We start from the raw sequence: 18181 nt of genomic DNA, 5'->3' as shown, positions 1-18181 counted from the left end.
GTGCGGGCGAGTTGAGCTTGCGCGCCAATGTTTTAGTCACAGCGTTCCGCCACATGCAAGCCAGCAGGGGCGGAACGCTGGCGTATGGCGATGGGAACTAGAACCTCAGGAAGGTAAGTCCATGACCTTCCGACAATTCCTCTGTCTCAGCAGGGATCACGGCCAGACCGTCTGCCTGCGCCAACAGCGCCACCCGGCCGCTGTAGGACGGCGCCATCAGCCGCAGGCGTGGCGTGCCGTCGGGCGTCCGGCCCTCGATGGTGACAGGGCGGTATTCCTGACGTCCGGCACGCCGGCGCAGCGGTTCGGCCAGAACGGCCTGCTGGGGTGTTTGCGAGGCATGGTGCAGTCCGGCACGGCGGGCCATCATTTGCGATCCGATGATCTGCCATGTCACATAAGCCGAAACCGGATTACCCGGCAGACCCACATAAAGCGCGTTCCCGCGCCGCCCGAACATGATCGGTTTACCCGGCTTCATCGCCACTTTCATCACATCGACCTGACCGCCGATTTCCCCGAACACACGGGGCATGTGATCTTCGTCACCGACCGAGATGCCACCCGTGGTGATGATCAGATCGGCACTGTCGCAGGCCTCGCGCAGCACTTGTTCAAGCTTGGCAGGATTGTCCTCGACCGGGCCCTTGTCAGTCAATGCGATCCAAGGTTTGTCCAACAGCGCCCGCAGCATATAGCGGTTCGAATTGTAAATCTGCCCCGGTCCCAACGTCTCGCCGGGTTGTTTCAATTCGCTACCGGTGGAAAAGATTGCGACTTTCAGCTTGCGATAAACCGTAACCTCTCCGTATCCGGCCGAGGCCAGCGCGGCGACCTCGCGCGCGGTGATCTCACAGCCGCGGCGAAGGATAGGCGCGTCCGCTTTCAGGTCTTCACCCGCGCGGCGGATATGCTGGCCCGGCTTGGGTCGGCGGGAAAAGCGGATACCGTCGATCAGAGCGTCGCAATCTTCCTGCATCACCACGGCGTCGAAATCCGGCGGAACCGGCGCACCAGTGAATATCCGCAGGGCGCTGCCCGCAGGCGCGTCGTGCGCGCCGCTGTCTCCTGCCGCGATTCGCCCAGCAAGCGGCAGCTCGAACAACGGGCCGTTGCCCAGATCACATGTCCGCACTGCGTAGCCATCCATGGCCGAATTGTCGAAGGCGGGCATATCCACCTTGCTGGTACAATCTTGCGCCAGAACGCGCCCAATGGCGTCGATCAGCGGCAGGGTTTCGGTATCCGTCAGTGGATCGGCCACCGACAGACCACGCCGCAGCGCATCCTCAACAGTCAGGTACATATGGGCGTGGCGGTCGCAGGCGCATCCATCAGCCATTATGAGCCTCCATTTCAGCAAAAAGTTCTTCGAAACCTGCCCGCTCGGCCTCGCCCAGCTCGGACAGATGGGCCTTGGCCTCCTCAAGGTTCGCGTCGGGGTCGCCGACCACCAGCAGCATGACCATTCCGTGACGGCCATGCAGGCGGCAGCGGATGCCGTAGACGCCTTCTTTGTCGAAGGTCAGGTCCAATTCGGGTTTTCCCCGGATCTCGAACGCGCGGGCACCCACAGGGATCATGCGAAGGATTGACGTGACCGTGTGACGCCCTGTCGATCCTTTGAACCGCACCGTCGCGCCCGCTTGGACATGCAGCAGCTTGGGTTCAAACCTAAACGCATGGGCCGGGGTATCGGCATTCGGGTCGATGATCTGGAGGACCACAGCGATTTCGGGGATATCCTCGGCCCAAGCAGGCGCAACAGCCAGTGCGCCTGCCAATATCGCTGCACCTAGTTTCAGCGATGATGTCATCTGTCCCTCCGGGCCTTTCAGGCCGCCTGTGAGGGTTCTCCCAGCAGGTCAGCCAGCGCGCTGATCATCACCGGCCATTGCGCGCGGCGGTCTTCGTCGCGCAGCTCGGCCAGCAGTTCGCGGCCAATGGATACGATCGCAGGGGTGCTGTCCTTGACATAGGTCACAATCCGCTGCTCGGGGTTGGCCAACAGGAAGGGCACGATGGCCGCCCCCGCCTGATCGGGCGCGGTTTCCGACAAGAGCCGCATGGCCGCCTGCCGCACGGGGGCCGAGATATCATCCAGCAGGCTGCGCGCCACGTCTGGGGTGCCATCCCATCGGGTCAGGATATGCATCGCGTCGATGCGGAAAGCAGTATCGCCGGTTTTCACCATCGCACGCAGTTTGCCGCGCAAGCTATCCTGCGGTGGCAGATCAGCCTGTTGCAGCAGCTTCAGCGCCTGCTGGGACAGGGCGGAATCTGTGTGCGACAACCCCTTGGTGATCAAATCGACCAGCTGGTCTTGATCCAATTCCGCACCATGGCGAGCGACGGCCACGCCCAGCGCGGCAAACGCCTGCTGCGCGATCTCGGTTTCCGGGTCTTGGGCGATCTGGGCCAGCATGACCTGCATCCCTTTGACCTCGCCCAGCAGGCGGATGGCGGACATGCGGGTTTCGCGCTGCAACGCAACCGCATCGTCGTCCAGCGCCACGCGGCGGCGTTTGGGGTGGCGGGTCGCCTTGGCCAGCAGCGCCTGTTCGCGGGGGGTGAGGGGTTGGACCTCATCCTCTTGCGCTTCCTGAGTCATCTCGGCGGCAATCGCGTCATGCCCCAGAATCGCTCCAAGGCTTGAGGTCGGGCCGTTCTCACCGCCTTCGGAGACGTCCAGACCGGCCTCTTCCAGCGCGGCGATGTCGGTTTGCGGGGTCTCTGCGGGTTCCTCGTCTGCGGCCACAGGCAGCGGGGCCAGAGCAAAGGACAGCAGCAACTCGCGCCCTTGCTGCTGGTTCACATGTGGACGATCGGCATCCGTGGCGATCATCGCCAGCGATGCCACCGCCTTGAGCCGCACCGACCGGAACGGAGACCGGCACGCACGTTGCAGCCATTCCGCCGCCTCACGCAGAGGCGAGGTCGCCAGCGCATCGACAATGGCCCATTGCAGGCGCTCGGCCTTGAGGTCATCAGCCTCGACCAAGAACAGCGCGTTCAGCCGATCCGCCACCAGTTCCGGGGCCAGCGCCGCCAGCAGGCCCAGTGCCTGTGCGGACACTTCGGGCTGTTGACCGGTGGCAAGGAAATCCAGCACCTGCCAGCGCAGATCGTCCTGATCGGGAATCGGCGAGGTGCGATCCAGCCGGTCGAGCAGCGCCAGCTGCACCTTGGCACCAGGATCACGCATCATGCGATCCAGCAGTTCGGGTTCCGAAAAGCCAGACTGGTTCAGCGCTGCTATGCGGATATCTTCGACCGCATCCGTCAAGGCCTGTTCGACCAGCTCCGGGTCGTTTGGCATCAGCGCCTCATAGGCGATCAGACGCACGGCCCCGTCCTTGTCGTTGGTGGCTTTGCGTAGGATCGCTTCGGCTTCGGCCCTGCCGATGGTGGCCAGAGTGCGCAGGGCACGGTGGCGCAGGCGGCGGTTCGAGGATTGGGTGAACACACCCAGCGTCGGCACGGAAGCCTCACCAATCCGGCCCAGCGCCTCGCAGGCCACATCGCCCAGTTCCTGCCCGTCTTCGTCCATCAGGGCCATGACGATGGGTTCGATCGCCGCCACATCACCCATCCGGCCCAGCGCTTTGATCGAGGCGATCTGAGTGTCCAACCAATCGTCCCATTCGTCCTGATGCAGCTCATCCTCATCCCACGTGATGTCCTCGCCGCGTCCAGTCACAAGCGTGCGCAGATAGGGAGATGCGTCTTCGGATTTCAACTCGGCCAGAGCGGTGACGCAGGCCAGTTTCACCTCACCGCAGGGATCGTGGATCAGGTTTTCCAGCAGTTGCGGTGCGGCGTCCTGCACGCCCAGCGCGCCCAGTGCGTGGGCGGCGTCCTGGCGGACGTCTTCATCGTCATCCAGCAAAGCCTCGACCAAAGCCGGGCTATTGGCGGCGCCAATGGCACTCAGGGCCTGAATGGCGCGCAGGCGGATCACGTCATAGTCGGATTTTGCGTAATCAGAGAACAGGCTGGTGGCCTCGTCACGCAGGGCGGTATCGGAATGCATGTTCATATCGGGTCTGCCATGTTTGCTGTTGGGAGGGGTTGGGTGAAAATGGAAGGCAGGTTTCCCAACCGAAGCCTGCCTTCCAGTGAACCGGGGAACCGGCCCAGAGGTCCCTTCTGCAGTGGGACCAGACCCGAGGGGCGGCATGGCGACCGCCCCCCGGAAACACGTCAGGCGATGTCGCGCGGTGCGAAGGACATCGTACGGAACGAGGTCTTGTAGGGGCTCGGCCCCAGTTTGCGCAGCTTGGCAACGCCCATCTTGTAGTTGTAGTTGCCGCTGATCCAGTCGACGATCCGGCCCTCAAGCGCGTTCGCGGGCTGCTGCATGTGCAGGAAGTCCATGTAAACCACGCTTTTCTTGATGGCGGGCGTGACCATGGCCACGGCGGTGATCGCCGCTTTGGTCAGTTCGATATGCCCGTTCTCCATCAGTTTCGAGAACTGGAAGTCGTCGCCTTCCACACCCAGCAGCGTGGTCTTGTTGCCCGGAACACGTTCCGAATAGACCATCACGTAGTCGCCGCTTTCGATGCCACGCTCGGCTGCATCATCGGGGTGGATTTCAACCCAGTTTTCCGGCCAGCGCTGCACGATATACGGGCGGCGACGGTCGTCAAAGCCAGACTGCCAGCGTTCGTTGATCCGACCGGAGGTCGCCCACAACTCGCCTTCTTCCTTGTTGGGTTTCAGCCATTCCCAATAGTCCGAGAACAGGCCCCAGGGCGATTTCTGGATGTTGCACTTGCCGGTCTGACTGTTGAAATGCGTCAGCTTCTTGTTGAACACATCCGCACCGGCTGCACCGGTATCGGGCAATGTGCGGGTTGTGTCATGCAGACGCTTGGTTTCAATCAGCGTGACCCCATCGGTATCCAGCATGACCGGGCATTGAACCCCATCGGTGCCAAACTCACGGACCTTCTGGTGCAGGCCTTTGCCCTCTTTCTTGGCCAAACGATAGACGGCGTGGAAGTCCTTGCGCGACCCGCGGGTAAAGCGCACGGCCTCTTCGGCAACCTCGTTCGAGTTCTGCCAGTCGAACCCGTCAAAGCCCATCCGCTGTGCCAGTTGCGCAATGATCCACCAGTCGGGTTTCGCCGCACCGGGCGCATCATAGAACTTCTGGTACAGGCGCAGACGGCGTTCGCCGTTGGCGCGCAAGAAGTCCTCTTCGCCCCAGGTCGCTGCGGGGAACACGATGTCGGCGTAACGGTTGCCGATCGGGTCCTGCAGATAGATGTCCTGGTTGATCACCACCATACCGCCGCTGTCGGCGCGTGCCTTCAGCGTATCGATCATCTCTTGCTTGTCGAAAGAGGCAATCTGGTGCGGGTTGCGGACGGTCAGTTCCTCGAACTTGTCGGCCAGTTGCTGGCTGCCGCACATGGACTGGATCCAGGTGGTGCCGATCACATGGGCCATACGGGTATGACCTGCGATCAGATACCGGTCGGTATCCATGGCGCGGCGACGGCGACCGGGCAGCTTCTCGGGCGATTTGTTGCGCGGGTATTTCCCGCCCTTCACGCCGCCCCGCTGGTGACCACCGGCCCGGCCAATGACCTGACCCGGACGACCGCCACAGCCACAGATGATGCCCAGCGCGGAAATCGCCTGTGTGTTGCCGGTGTTGTTGGACCAGTAGAACCCTTTCTCGATCATGACCGAGGTTTTGGGCCGTGTGCCATCTGCCTTGGGTTTGGCCAGCCATTCGGCGGCAGTATAGATTTTCTGCACGTCGATTTCGGCCATGGCGGCAGCATTTTCAGGCGAGAACTCGTCCTGCGACAGCAGCCACTCTTTCCAGTCTTCAAAGCCTTTGGTCTGGAACTTGCCCCAGGTCGTACGCCACTGCCATGGCGTGTTCCGGGTGCCCTGACCGAAGCCGGACGAGCTTTCCCACTTGTTGTTGACCCATTTCTTGATCCAGTCGCTGTCTTCCCAGCCATTTTCCACGATGACGCGGGCAATGGCGTTGACGACCAGCAGGTCAGTGCCAGGCAGAACGTCGATGTGCAGACCGCCCATCTTGACCGCATGGGCCACACCGGCCGAGCTGCGCGGGATCAGATAGATCTCTTTCTGACCGTTCTGCATCCCCTTCATCATCCACTGAGTATAGAGGATTGTCTTGGTCTCATACGGATCAGTACCGCAGACCAGAAGGGTTTCCGCATCGCGCCAGTCTTCATACGACGGGCCGAAGTTGTCAAACCCCGCATCCCGGAAACCGGGGGTCGAGGTCACGTCGGACGGCGTGTCGTGGAAGGTGAAGTTCGCGGTGTTGATATGGCGCAGCGCGTATTTCGAGATCGCGTAGGTGTTCTCGATATACTGATAGCTGAAGGTTTTCACGCCATAGGCATTGGTGCCGTGCTTGGCGATGACGTGGTTGCCCACCTCGGCCGCCACATCCAGCGCCAGATCCCACGGAACCGGCATCAGCGTGCCGTAGATCCGCATCAGCGGTGTCTTCAGACGGTCACGTGTCGGTGTCTGCGGGTTATAGCATTTCTGCGCAATACACCCGCCCCGCAAGGAGCTGTCGCCGTCGGTGTTGACGTATTGCGTGTCCTTGTCAGGGATGATCACCACGTGGTGCGGCTGACCTTTGTGCAGAACGATATTGTGCTGGTTCGGCGCGACCCATGCACCCAAGGGTGCAACAGGGAAATCCTCGCCAAAGGCGTTTTCGTCCGCTGTAGGTCCACCCGGCTTGGCCGTCACAGGCCAGCGGTAGACTTTGTAGCCACAGGCCACGATGCAGTAGTCGCAGGCGGTCGAGATGACCTCGGCGCCTTTGGGCGGCAGTGGGACGTTGGTTTCGGGTACGTAATACGGGGTTGCCATGTGAGTATCCCCTTCCCTTATGCAATCAGGTTGTCGTAGCGGCCGTAGATCAGGCCGAACATGCCGACGGCGTAGATGTCATCACCGTCCAGTTCCAAAAGGACCTGCGGCAGCGACTGATAGGCTTGCCCCGAAACGAGGATGCCGTGCCGTGTCACGTCATAGGTGGACAGGTGCAGCGGGCACGGGCCCAGCACCTTATGTTCAGGCTTGTAGCTGTCATACATCGACCCGCCCTGGTGGGTGCAGGTGAGGTTGAAGGCCACAACGTCCTTTTGCGGACCGATGCCACCGCCACTTTCCACGCCGGTCTTGACCAGAATCGAGTCCGAGTAGTCGCCCTCGTCGGGGTAATAGAACTCGACCGGGACATCCTGTTCCAGCTCGGACAGTTTGCCGATCAACTTGCGCGGATAGGTGGATACCAATGCGGGCACCTGTTCTGCCTGACCGTGGCGAGTGGGCATGGCCACCATCACGGCAAAGGTTGTTGCGCCCGAGGCGAACAGGAACTGGCGGCGGTTCACGGTGCAGGCCTTCTTGGCCTCACCCGAACAGCTGCATCCGGTTGCGTTATGATCTTTCATGACGCTTACTCCTCTGCTGCCGCGGGAAGCGGCTGGTAATCCGGCAGATCGGGTTCTTCGACCAGAATCTCGTCACCGGACAGGGATTTCAGGAAGGCGACCAGATCCGCTTTCTCCTGATCGTTCAGGCCAAGCGGCTGGATCAGATCGGATTTGGTTGCTGCGAATTCATTCTCGCCGCCGCCCTGGTTGTAGAACTCGACTACGTCCTCAAGCGTCTCCAACATGCCGTTATGCATGTAGGGTTCGGTGTAGAGGGTGTAGCGCAGGCTCGGTGTGCGGAACTTGCCCAGATCGGCCTTTTCCTTGGTGCGGAAATAAAAGCCGGGGTCGTCCTTGGTGTGGCGATAGAAATCCTCGGTCGAGCCTTTGGAGTAAAGCTCATACCGGAAGGTCACTTGCGCCAGACCGTCATCTTCCCAGCCGCTATAAGGTGGAACACCGGTGTTGTAGTATTTCTCATCCGACAGCAGCGCGCCGTTGTGGCATTCGGAACATTGCGCCTTGCCGGTGAACAGCTCCAACCCGCGTTTCTGTTCGTCACTCAGCGCCGCATCATCCCCGCGCAGATAGTTGTCGAAGGATGTGTCGGTCTGAACGATGGTGCGTTCAAACGCAGCGATTGCGCGCCATGCGTTGCTGATACGCGGCCACTGATCGCCGAAGACGTCATTAAAGCGTTCAACGTATTCGGGCACAAAAGCCAGACGGGCCTCCATCATGTCGGCCTCGCCGTTGCCGGCGACTGCACCGCCTGCAGCGGATTTGGCCTGGCTTTCAAGGCTCTTACTTGATCCCGCCCAGAACAGCTTGCCGTAGTAAGCCGAGTTCACGATGGTCTGGCTGTTGCGCCAGTGAGTCGTGCCGGGATAACCGAACGAGATCGGCGCTTCGACGTCCCAGCCCACATCCGGCAGGTGACAGGCCGAACATGGCGTTGTCTCGTTCCCGCCCAGCCGCGGATCGAAGAACAGCATCTTGCCCAGTTCGATCTTGGCCTCGGTCTGCGGGTTGTCCAGCGGGATGGGCGGCTCGCCCAGCGCCACCAGCGGCGCATCGGGGTCGGGGTCTGCGCCGCCGATACCGGCCTCGATCGCGATACTGTCCGCAGCAAACGCTTGCGAACCGATGGCAGCAAACAAGGCAGCGGTGGCGATTGTGCCTGAAAGGTAAGACTTAAGGTCTTTCATGGGTCCACTCCTCAGTTTGTTGTTTCACGCCAGTTTTCGATCGGCGCATAATCCGTATCGATCTCTTCGGCGACGAATTCGGGCCCGGTCAGCGGCTCGCCGGACAGTGCCTTCAGGAAGGCCACCAGCTGCGCTTGTTCGGTCTCGGAAAGGTTCAACGGCTTGATGCGCGGATCCTTGTTTTCATCGTCACCGCCACCGGCGTTGTAGAAGGCCACCACATCTTCGAGCGTTTCCATCGTGCCGTTGTGCATATACGGCGCGGTATAGGTCAGCTCGCGCAGCGTGGGGGTCATGAAGGTGCCGAACGTGTCAGCGGTGTGTGTGCGGATATATGCTCCGGGGTCAGCACGCAGGTTCATGTAGTTCTCGACGCCGAGGAACTTCATCATGGTCACAAAGGTGATGTGCCGTGTCGGGTCCGCCCAGATGTCAGGGTTGTCGCCAACGCCGATATTGTGCGGCAGATCGTCAGTGAATCGCTCGCCCGAGTGGCACGAGCTACAGCCGCTGGCGTTGAACAGCTCATAGCCTGCCTTGGCCTCGTCCGACATCTCGCCGGTGTCGAAGGGCGCACCGCGCGAGATCAGCGTTTTCAGATATTCCGGGATCGCGTTACGCACGCCACCGTTCGAAGGCTCACCAAATCCGGCAGCTTCGAACATCTCGACATAGACCGGGTCCTGCTTGATGCGTTCCTGCATCAGACGCATGTCCATGTTCATGGAATAGGTCTCGGTGATGCTTTCGCGGGTCACGTCATTCAGGTTGGTGCCTATCCGCCCGTCATGGAACCATGCCTCGCGCTTGGCGCTGTTGATCAGCGTCGGCACGTTGCGGAAATGCAGGTTGCCCGCATAGGCGTCCGACAGGGCCTGCCCGTCGGTAAAACCGTTTTCCGGCTGGTGGCAACTGGAACAGGACAGCGCAGCGTCGCCGGACAGGCGCGGATCAAAGAAAAGTCGTTTGCCAAGGGCCGCCTTGGCTGGATCGAACTCTATGGCTTCTACCGGGCCCGGCTGGTCCGCCAGGGCCTGGTGAACCGGGAACGCAGCACTCATCGTCAGCAGCGAAACTGTCGACAGCGCCGAGAACCATGTTCTGGCTTTGGTTGTCATCTAAAAGCCCCTTTATCGCTATTCCGATCACTCGGTTTGGCCGAGGACCGGCACGGCGAACCTTAGGGGGCAGTTGTGTCGTACTGATTTGGACGCGATGAAAAGACGTGAAAAGATGTTAAGAAATGTAACAAGCGTCAGGGAACAAGAGATCGTATGATCCGTGCAAGACTCTGAACATCAAAGGGTTTCTGCACTCGTACCGTCGTATCGCCTTCAGCCGGGCTTTCTGCGTCATCAAAATAACTGCTGACCAGAATCGTCGGAACATCCGGTCGGACAGCCCGTGCAGACGCGATAAGATCGGTCCCCATCAGCCCCGGCATCATCAAATCCGACACAATTGCGTCATAGCTGTCCGGGGCCGCCCTAAAGGCATCCAGCGCGCGCATCGGCTCGGAATAGGCCTCGACCCGGTAGCCATAGCGCGTCAGCAACCGGCGCGTGACATACAGGATGTTTTCGTCGTCATCGACCAGCAGGATGTGCTCATCCCCCGTGACGGCGCGCGCCTCTTCCTGTTGTTGCGCGCTTAGAACCGGCATCATCGGGTAGAACAGGCTGAACCGGGTTCCCTTGTCGGGTTCCGAATGCAATTCGACCCGACCGCGGCATTCCTCGACGCTGTTGCGAACGATGGCCATGCCCAGACCAGTGCCCTTGCCCACCGGTTTGGTCGAGAAAAAGGGCTCGAATAGCTTGTCCTGCACTTCGGGCGTCATTCCCGGCCCGTCATCGGCTACGTCCAACCGGATCACCCCGATCGCGTCGTCCGGCAGGTCGTCCAACGCAGTGTCTTCGGCTTGGCTGATGCGCAACACAACTGTGCCGGGGTGATCGCCGATCGCCTCGAACGCGTTGTGGCACAGGTTCAGCAATGTCTGGAAAAACAGCGTGCCGTCAAACTCGGCAAAGGCCTGATCTATGTCGATGTCAAAGCGGGTCTCGACACTGGGCGGCGCGGCGACCTTGATCAGGTCCAGCGCCTCTTGCGTGGCTTTGACCATATCGCCGCGCTGAGGGTTGCGGGGCCGTTGGCGGGCAAAGGTCAGCATCTTGCGTACCAGCGCCTGCGCCCGACGTGCCGCGATACGAATATGATCGACCGAGGTCTGGATGTCCTCGTTTTCTTCGGCGTCCAGTTCGATCAGCTCGGCATTGCCGATGACGCTCATCAACACGTTGTTGAAATCATGCGCCACTGACCCTGCCAGAATGCCCACGGCCTCCATCTTCTGCACCTGCGCGAATTGCTCGCGGGTGCGGCGGGATTCGGTCATGTCCTCGCCGATACCGATATAGTGGGTGATGCTGCCATTCTGATCGACCAGCGGAAAAATCGCGGTCGAGACCCAGTAGTGCGTCCCGTCCTTGCGCAGGTTGCGAAACACGCCGTACCAGCTTTGCCCGTTTTTCAATCTGGCCTTGAGGTCACTGTAGACACCCTGTCCCGAATGCCCCGATTGCAGCATCTTGGGCGAATGACCATAGACCTCGTCCGGGCCATAGCCACTAAGGTCAAAGAACTTGCGGTTGGCATATTCGATCTTCAGATCAGTATCCGTGATGATGATCGAGGCCGGGCTTTGTTCGACCGCACGCGCCAACTTGCGCTCGGCCAGCTCAACCTGTTCACGCAGCGCCAGTTCGGCCTTCAGGCGACGGTTGGCGCGCAGGATGTTGGTGATCAGAAACGTCGTGAGGATGGCGATGACCCCAACCAGAACGATCAGCCCAATCAACAGGACCGAGAAGTTGCGCACCAGACGTTCGCCATCCGAAAAGGCTCGCACCATACCGGACAAGCTTCTGTCACGCTCCTGCACCCACAGGGTTTCAAGCGTTGCCAGCGCTGCCAAAGCATCACTGTCATCGACACGCACCAAAGCGTCGATTTGTTCCGCGCTGAGACCCGCAGCGATGCCCTCTTCGATCAATGGGATGTTGCCGGTATATTCCAGTGCCACGGCCTCGATCTGTTGCAGGGCCTCCTGCTCGGTTGGGGACGGGTTAGAAGCACGATAGGCGGCGATGGCGTTCAACAGACTTTCCGATTGCCGCCGCAGACGCGGCCCCAAGTCCGGGTCATGTCGCAAGACGTAGTTCTTGAAATTGTGAATCAGGCCGCCATAGCCGAAATCCTCGCGGATATCTGAAATCCAATAACCACGCGGCGTGGTCTCGGCTGAGTATTCCTGCCACGCCACCCGCATTTCACCAATGCGCGCACCGGTCTCGCGTGACATGTAAAGAAACACAGACAGGATGATCACGAGCGCAAGGCCAATCGCAAAGGCCACCGCCAAGGGTCGCTTCAGAGACCCGCTTATCACGTCGGGACTGTCGCTCATGCCTGCACCCTTCCCAATTGGATCAACAGGAAAAGGTGTGTCACGTTTTATACGCGCAGGCTATGGTTGCGGGCGCGGCATATCTACGCTTTGGGGACGTCGTCGCCCAAACCGTTTGTTTCCGCAATGAAATCGGCCATCATGGGAACGTAGTCCTCACCCCGGCCCGCAGCCTCCATGGCCGCGAAGGCATTGCGCAGAGTCGCCTGAACCGGCGTGACCGCACCGATGCTGTTGGCCAGGTTCGAAAGGTAGCGCATGTCCTTATGCGCGTTAGTGATGGCAAAACGATGGGCGTTTTCGTCTCGCTCCAGCGTCCATTTCATAAAGGTCTCGTAGAACCCGTTCGACAAACGACCGGGGCGCAGAACGGAATCCACCTGTTCCGCGCTCAGACCCGACTTTCGGGCCACGGCCAGCGCCTCGGAATACAGGACCGCATAGCCCATGGCGACGAAGTTGTTGATCAGCTTCATTTTGTGGCCCAATCCGACCTCACCCATGTGGACAACCAGCCCGGCCCAGCAGTCAATCACCGGCTTGATGCGCGCAAAAGTCTCGGGCGACGCGCCAACCATGGCATCCAGCGTTCCGGCCTCGGCCTCTTTCGGGGTGCGCCCCAGCGGAGCGTCGGCCAGGTCCATGCCTGCGCCACGGAGTTCCTCGGCCAGCTGCAGGGTCGAAACCGGGTCCGAGGTGGAACAATCCACAACGATCAAACCCTTTTTTCCTGCGGCGATGATCCCGTCGGGGGCCCGCACCAGCTGTTCCACTTGTGGACTGCCTGAGACACAGAGGTGGATGATGTCGCAGGCCTCGGCCATCTCACGAGCCGAATGAACCTCGGTCGCGCCGCGCTGCAACAGGTCTTCGACCGGTTGGCGATTACGATGCGCCATCACCATCAGCGGATAGCCGTTTTCCACGATGTTCTTGGCCATGCCATGGCCCATCAGGCCAACGCCGATAAAACCGATTACGGGTTTGTTCATGGGATTTCCTTTGTTGCTGTCGCGGCTCAGGCGTCCGAGGACTGGGTCCACAGATTGACCTCGCCATTGGAGGAATAGAGGTCGATCTCGGCCAGTTCTTCGGACGTGAATTCAATGTTCTTCAGCGCGCCGACACAGTCAACGATCTGTTCCGTCCGCGATGCCCCAATCAAAGCAGTTGTGATCCCGCCCTCGCGCAGCACCCAGGCAATTGCCATCTGCGCCAGCGTCTGACCGCGCCGATTGGCGATGGCATCAAGGTTGCGCAAATTCTGCATGGTGGCTTCGGTCAGCAGGTCGGGGTTGAGGGACTTGTCCTCGGTGGCGCGACTGCCTTCCGGCAGGCCATTCAGGTATTTTCCGGTCAGCATTCCTTGCGCCAGCGGCGTGAAGGCGATGGACCCGATCCCCAGCTCTTGCAGCGTGGCTTTCAACCCATCCGTTTCCACCCAACGGTTGATCATATTGTAGCTGGGCTGATGGATGATACAGGGCGTGCCCAGATCCTTCAGAATAGCCGCAGCCTCGCGCGTGCGTTGCGAGTTATAGGACGAAATGCCGACATAAAGCGCCTTGCCGGACCGCACGATCTGATCCAACGCACCCATCGTTTCCTCGAGCGGTGTGTTCGGGTCGAACCGGTGGGAATAGAAGATATCGACATAGTCGAGCCCCATCCGTTTCAGGCTTTGGTCACACGAGGCGATCAGGTATTTGCGGCTGCCCCATTCGCCGTAGGGACCGGGCCACATCCCATACCCGGCCTTGGATGAGATGACCAATTCATCACGGTATGCGGCGAAATCGGTTTTCAAAATCTCGCCAAACGCCTCTTCGGCGCTGCCTGGCGGCGGGCCATAATTGTTTGCCAGATCGAAATGCGTGATCCCCAGATCAAAGGCCGTGCGGCACAGCTCCTGCTTCAACTGATGGGGGCGATCATGCCCGAAATTATGCCACAACCCCAACGAGATAGCAGGCAGTTTCAGCCCGCTGCTTCCGCAAGAGTTATAAATCATTTTATCGTAGCGGGTGGCACTGGGGACATATGGCATTGGGGAAAATCCTGACGATATAGCAGATCGGAGTTGGCGCTATGATATGGGTCCGGCCCCTTGCCCTCAAATGTCTTTAACCCCATTTAATACAGCGTAATGAACATCAAGGACCACAAGTTTGCCGCGCCCGGACCGAGTTTTCAAAAGCGCCTGCAACGCCCTGCTGGACAGGCTGATGGCCGGGGCAGAGGTCACCAATATCTCGCAATTGGCGCGTCATTTGGGGGTCAGCCGCACTACAGTGCGGGCCGTTCTATCCTATCTGGAAAAAAGGGGTTTGCTTGCCCGACAAGGACGGGGCTATGACGTGCAGCGCCTGCCGGAACAGGCCGACTACTTTTCAGCCGCCCAAACGATGGACACACGCGACGCGCTTGAAGCCGCGTTCATGCAGATGATCCGCAATCAAGATCTGGGCCCCGGAACGCGGCTGAACGAAGGGCAACTGGCGCGGCAGTTGGATGTCTCGGTTCAAACTATCCGCGAGTTTCTGATCGGCCTCAGCCGGTTTGGATTTGTGCGCAAGGATCACCACAGGCGCTGGGTGCTGGAGGGCGTCACCCGCCAATATGCGTTGGAGCTGCACGAGGTTCGCGTCATGTTCGAAAGCCGCGCGGTGGAAAACCTGTGCTGCCTGCCGGAACAGCATCCGTTCTGGGGTGGTCTGGCACGGTTGCGGCAAGAGCATCAGACTGTGACCGCAGCCGCCGATCTTTCCACGTTGGATTTCCCGGCATTGGACACGAAGTTTCACCGCTTCCTGAATGATCATGCCGGAAACCGGCTGATCGTTGGTTTTCAGGACGCGATTGCGATGATCTTCAACCACCACTACCTGTGGCCGCTAGAAAACCAGCTCGACCATCACCTGACAGCCACCGCCGATCATCTTGCGATCATCGACAGCATCGAAAGACGGGACAAGCGCAAGGCCCGGGCCGCGATGGCCGCGCATCTGGACACCACCCGCCGCCGCTTTGCCCAAGCGACTGCTAAACCGCCTGATGAACCTCGATGATGTTGCCCTCTGGGTCTTGAAAGAACACCTGGTGCCATTCCTTGGCGAAAGCTGTCCCATAGTCGGAATAGGGGATGCCGTTGTCGTCCAACAATTTCTTGAAAGCCGCAATATCATCGGTTCTGAAGGCAATATGCCCACGTTCAACCGGATTGATGGACTCACTGTGTTTGAATGCCACACCAAGATCTTTCTCGGCCAGATGCATCTGCATATGACCATCTGTGGCAAAACGGATCTTGCCGCTATAGCCGCTGTCTTCGGTCTCATCAGATCGGGGGAAGTTCTCGATCGGGATGTCGTCCAGCCCGAGGACGTGCGTGTAGAAATGATGCAGGCGCTCCACGTCCTGCGAGACATAGTTGATGTGGTGGAATTCCAGTTTCATGATCTGTGCGTATCCTGACGTTGATCCGATGGGCTGCAATCATTCGGTTTGCCCCGAAGATTACGCATTCCGCATCGCCGCGAAACCGCAAATTCAAGGATATGTCTTTGCTATTGCGACAAGACCGCCACTTTCCCGTATACTGACCCCTAAGCGCCAGACAGGTGCAGCAGACGGAGGGGGGAATGGAACAGCGGCTCTCGGCTATTCTGGCGGCTGACATGGTCGGGTATTCCCGGCTGATGGAACTGGACGAACTGGGCGTTTTGTCCCGGCAAAAGAAATACCGACGCGAATTGATCGACCCCGAAATCGAGCGCAGCCGCGGCAGCATTGTGAAAACCACTGGCGATGGCATGTTGGCCACCTTCGAATCCGTTCAGGACGCAGTGCGCTGCGCCGTGAACATCCAAAAAGCGATGAACCTGAATGAAACAGATCTTGAAGATGATCAGAGGATCCGCTTCCGCGTCGGCATCAATCTGGGTGATGTCATTTTCGATGAGGGCGACATCTTTGGCGACGGTGTCAACGTCGCCGCAAGGCTGGAGGGGCTGGCAGAGCCCGGTGGAGTTTGCGTCTCGGACATTGTGCATCAGGCCGTGCAGGATCGTGTCGATGCGCCGTTCCGGGACATGGGCGGGCAGAGGGTCAAGAATATCAGCCGACCGATCCGGGTTTGGCACTGGTCGCCGCAGGCCGCCCCCCGGCGCGCGGCACCCGATATCTCGCTGCAACAGCGGGTAAGGTTCTGCAAATCGGCGGATGGAGTCAATCTGGCCTGGGCCTCAACCGGACAAGGGACGCCCGTGCTCAAAGCGCCGAACTGGCTGAACCATATCGAGTATGAATGGACCAGCCCCGTCTGGGGCGATTTCCTGTCCGAGATGTCCAAGCTTTGCCATCTGGTGCGGTTCGATCAGCGTGGCAATGGGCTGTCGGACTGGGATGTGGATGATATTTCAGAGGATCGGATGATCGACGACATGATCGCCGTCGCCGATGCAGCGGGGCTGGATCAATTCGGCCTGTTCGGGATCAGTCAGGGCTCGGCCTTTTCGATCCGGTTTGCGGCCAAATACCCCGATCGCGTCAAGTTTCTGGTCCTTCTGGGCGGCTACGTCCGGGGTCGTATGATGCGGGGCGATGCCGAAGCCGAACAATTCTATCAGGCCTCCCGCGCGATGGTATCCGCCGGGTGGGGCTCACCCAATCCGGTCTATCGCCATTTCTTCACCTCATCCTACATGCCAGACGCCACCCCGGAAGAAGGCGCAAGCTTTGATGAGATGCAGCGTATCTCGGCCAGCCCCGAAACGGCGCTGCGGATCATGGAGATGAACGCTTATGTGGATGCCCGCGCGGATGCACAACGGCTAAACGTGCCGACATTGGTGTTGCATGTCAGAGATGACATGGCTGCCCCGATCAGCGAAGGCCGCGAAACCGCGCGCGAAGTTCCAACCGCCGAATTCGTCGAACTTCCGGGCGCCAATCACTGCATGATCCGAGGGCACGCGGGCTTTGACGAGTTTTTTCAGGAGATTGGCCCTTTCCTGCGGCAGCATGGCGGCTAACCTGCCCCGCAAAACAGAGATGAAAGAGCGACTATGCGGAAATACACGACGCTGGATGAAATCGGCCCCTTGGAGGTCTGGCCTTTCGACAACCCCAGCAGCGACTACAAGATATTGGAAGGTCAGCCCAAAGCCTCTGGCCGGATGGACGACGGCGGCCCCGGACATGCAACACGCACCGGCATCTGGCGCTGCACCAAAGGCGCGTTTGAATGCACCGAACAGGGGGATGAGCTGATGACTATCCTGTCTGGCCGTTGCCAAATAATCGACCACAGTACAGGACACACCACCGATCTGGATGTAGGAGATAGCTATTTCGTCCGGGACGGCAGCCGCGTGACGTGGAACATCATCGAGGATGTCACCAAGGTCTTCTTCGGGCATAAACCGGGCGGGTTCGACTGACGGAAGCGGGAATGCCGATGGCGAAAATGCCTCCGGCGATTTCCTGTAGGTCTGCGCATAACGCTGCATTGCCGACGTTGGTTTGACTAAAGAAAATCTTGGAACTTTGCGTAAACCTTTACGCGGTATTTGCGCATAGCTTTGTACGATTTGCCCATAAGTTTGCATGCTGCAGAGAACTCATCGAACAAACAGGCTCTCAGGCTTATCTGCAGTGCCTAATTGCAGTTTACTGCCAATCACCAGCAGACGAGCGCCACGTCTTAGCGTCCGCATCCCAAACACTGGCGGTGACGCAAGGCGTTGGGTTTATTCCGTCGCAATTGGATCCATGAATATCCGCAACAACAACGCGTTGACGCCCAAAATCAACAACCGTCCAGCCCTGGTTGAGCAAGGATTGAACCTCCTCTTCAATCAAGAAGTGTGACATGCATCCGCCAGTTCCGCAAAAAAGAGATGCGGCGCTCGAACACGCAAAACCAGACTCATTCAAAACCCAGTCGCGTTGTAGATCTCCGTCGAGATCGACTCTTTCAACCGCGCCCCAATCTAAGTCAAACTGACCGTTGTTGAACTCCGCGCATGCCTGCGCCGCCAGATCAACCT

15 protein-coding genes are annotated in these 18181 nt (G+C 59.5%); 3 read left to right on the top strand and 12 right to left on the bottom strand.

The features are described 5' to 3' along the window. Positions 1-97: 97 nt before the first annotated feature. The 10 genes from ACR0C5_RS19125 to mgrA form a co-directional block, all read right to left on the bottom strand. Positions 98-1342 carry a molybdopterin molybdotransferase MoeA gene (locus ACR0C5_RS19125; protein WP_480878492.1) on the bottom strand — a complete coding sequence of 415 codons (1245 nt, stop codon included), beginning with the start codon at positions 1340-1342 and terminating at the stop codon, positions 98-100. After that, positions 1335-1817: a plastocyanin/azurin family copper-binding protein gene (locus ACR0C5_RS19120; protein ID WP_480878490.1), complete on the bottom strand. Its 483-nt coding sequence runs from the start codon at positions 1815-1817 to the stop codon at positions 1335-1337. The genes ACR0C5_RS19125 and ACR0C5_RS19120 overlap by 8 nt, the downstream gene beginning before the upstream one ends. A gap of 17 nt (positions 1818-1834) precedes the next feature. Beyond that, positions 1835-4039 (bottom strand): HEAT repeat domain-containing protein, encoded by a 2205-nt coding sequence (locus ACR0C5_RS19115; RefSeq protein ID WP_480878488.1) that lies wholly within the window; start codon positions 4037-4039, stop codon positions 1835-1837. Between the two features lie 164 nt (positions 4040-4203). Next, entirely contained in the window at positions 4204-6885 is a 2682-nt protein-coding gene (locus tag ACR0C5_RS19110) for an arsenate reductase (azurin) large subunit (RefSeq protein ID WP_480878486.1), read from the bottom strand. A gap of 17 nt (positions 6886-6902) precedes the next feature. Further along, entirely contained in the window at positions 6903-7472 is a 570-nt protein-coding gene (locus tag ACR0C5_RS19105; protein WP_170724694.1) for an arsenate reductase (azurin) small subunit, read from the bottom strand. 5 nt (positions 7473-7477) lie between these two features. Further along, positions 7478-8662, bottom strand: coding sequence for a cytochrome-c peroxidase (locus tag ACR0C5_RS19100; RefSeq protein WP_480878483.1), 1185 nt, complete (start codon positions 8660-8662; stop codon positions 7478-7480). 11 nt (positions 8663-8673) lie between these two features. Continuing rightward, positions 8674-9780, bottom strand: a complete 1107-nt coding sequence (locus ACR0C5_RS19095) for a cytochrome-c peroxidase (RefSeq protein WP_480878480.1) — start codon at positions 9778-9780, stop codon at positions 8674-8676. A gap of 137 nt (positions 9781-9917) precedes the next feature. Next, positions 9918-12131, bottom strand: coding sequence for a hybrid sensor histidine kinase/response regulator (locus ACR0C5_RS19090; protein ID WP_480878478.1), 2214 nt, complete (start codon positions 12129-12131; stop codon positions 9918-9920). 83 nt (positions 12132-12214) lie between these two features. Continuing rightward, on the bottom strand, positions 12215-13174 hold the full coding sequence (locus ACR0C5_RS19085; RefSeq protein WP_331252151.1) for an NAD(P)-dependent oxidoreductase: 960 nt from the start codon (positions 13172-13174) through the stop codon (positions 12215-12217). Next, entirely contained in the window at positions 13150-14178 is a 1029-nt protein-coding gene (gene mgrA, locus ACR0C5_RS19080; RefSeq protein ID WP_480878476.1) for an L-glyceraldehyde 3-phosphate reductase, read from the bottom strand. The genes ACR0C5_RS19085 and mgrA overlap by 25 nt, the downstream gene beginning before the upstream one ends. 121 nt (positions 14179-14299) lie before the next feature. Here mgrA and ACR0C5_RS19075 point away from each other — a divergent pair, with 121 nt between their 5' ends. Continuing rightward, positions 14300-15199, top strand: a complete 900-nt coding sequence (locus ACR0C5_RS19075; RefSeq protein ID WP_480878474.1) for a GntR family transcriptional regulator — start codon at positions 14300-14302, stop codon at positions 15197-15199. On the opposite strand, the gene ACR0C5_RS19070 is transcribed toward ACR0C5_RS19075, so the two are convergent. Next, positions 15174-15587, bottom strand: coding sequence for a VOC family protein (locus ACR0C5_RS19070; RefSeq protein ID WP_480878472.1), 414 nt, complete (start codon positions 15585-15587; stop codon positions 15174-15176). The genes ACR0C5_RS19075 and ACR0C5_RS19070 overlap by 26 nt on opposite strands. Positions 15588-15772: 185 nt before the next feature. On the opposite strand from ACR0C5_RS19070, the gene ACR0C5_RS19065 reads away from it, so the two are divergent. Both ACR0C5_RS19065 and ACR0C5_RS19060 read left to right on the top strand, forming a co-directional pair. Further along, positions 15773-17164, top strand: coding sequence for an alpha/beta fold hydrolase (locus tag ACR0C5_RS19065; protein WP_480878470.1), 1392 nt, complete (start codon positions 15773-15775; stop codon positions 17162-17164). 33 nt (positions 17165-17197) lie between these two features. After that, positions 17198-17572: a cupin domain-containing protein gene (locus tag ACR0C5_RS19060; protein WP_170787451.1), complete on the top strand. Its 375-nt coding sequence runs from the start codon at positions 17198-17200 to the stop codon at positions 17570-17572. Between the two features lie 229 nt (positions 17573-17801). Here the strand turns inward: ACR0C5_RS19060 and ACR0C5_RS19055 are convergent. Beyond that, positions 17802-18181 (bottom strand): hypothetical protein (locus ACR0C5_RS19055; RefSeq protein WP_480878468.1); only part of this gene is annotated, 380 nt, incomplete at its 5' end.

Source organism: Ruegeria sp. N8 (assembly GCF_056531325.1).
This window is presented reverse-complemented; position numbering and strand designations above follow the sequence as displayed.

Bases quoted from the DNA above. Each gene is read 5' to 3' on its own strand.
- ACR0C5_RS19065 (WP_480878470.1), top strand. From the start codon at position 15,773: ATGGAACAGCGGCTCTCGGCTATTCTGGCGGCTGACATGGTCGGGTAT.
- ACR0C5_RS19100 (WP_480878483.1), bottom strand. From the start codon at position 8,662: ATGAAAGACCTTAAGTCTTACCTTTCAGGCACAATCGCCACCGCTGCC.
- ACR0C5_RS19070 (WP_480878472.1), bottom strand. From the start codon at position 15,587: ATGAAACTGGAATTCCACCACATCAACTATGTCTCGCAGGACGTGGAG.
- ACR0C5_RS19060 (WP_170787451.1), top strand. From the start codon at position 17,198: ATGCGGAAATACACGACGCTGGATGAAATCGGCCCCTTGGAGGTCTGG.
- ACR0C5_RS19125 (WP_480878492.1), bottom strand. From the start codon at position 1,342: ATGGCTGATGGATGCGCCTGCGACCGCCACGCCCATATGTACCTGACT.
- mgrA (WP_480878476.1), bottom strand. From the start codon at position 14,178: ATGCCATATGTCCCCAGTGCCACCCGCTACGATAAAATGATTTATAAC.
- ACR0C5_RS19105 (WP_170724694.1), bottom strand. From the start codon at position 7,472: ATGAAAGATCATAACGCAACCGGATGCAGCTGTTCGGGTGAGGCCAAG.
- ACR0C5_RS19110 (WP_480878486.1), bottom strand. From the start codon at position 6,885: ATGGCAACCCCGTATTACGTACCCGAAACCAACGTCCCACTGCCGCCC.
- ACR0C5_RS19095 (WP_480878480.1), bottom strand. From the start codon at position 9,780: ATGACAACCAAAGCCAGAACATGGTTCTCGGCGCTGTCGACAGTTTCG.
- ACR0C5_RS19115 (WP_480878488.1), bottom strand. From the start codon at position 4,039: ATGAACATGCATTCCGATACCGCCCTGCGTGACGAGGCCACCAGCCTG.
- ACR0C5_RS19090 (WP_480878478.1), bottom strand. From the start codon at position 12,131: ATGAGCGACAGTCCCGACGTGATAAGCGGGTCTCTGAAGCGACCCTTG.
- ACR0C5_RS19120 (WP_480878490.1), bottom strand. From the start codon at position 1,817: ATGACATCATCGCTGAAACTAGGTGCAGCGATATTGGCAGGCGCACTG.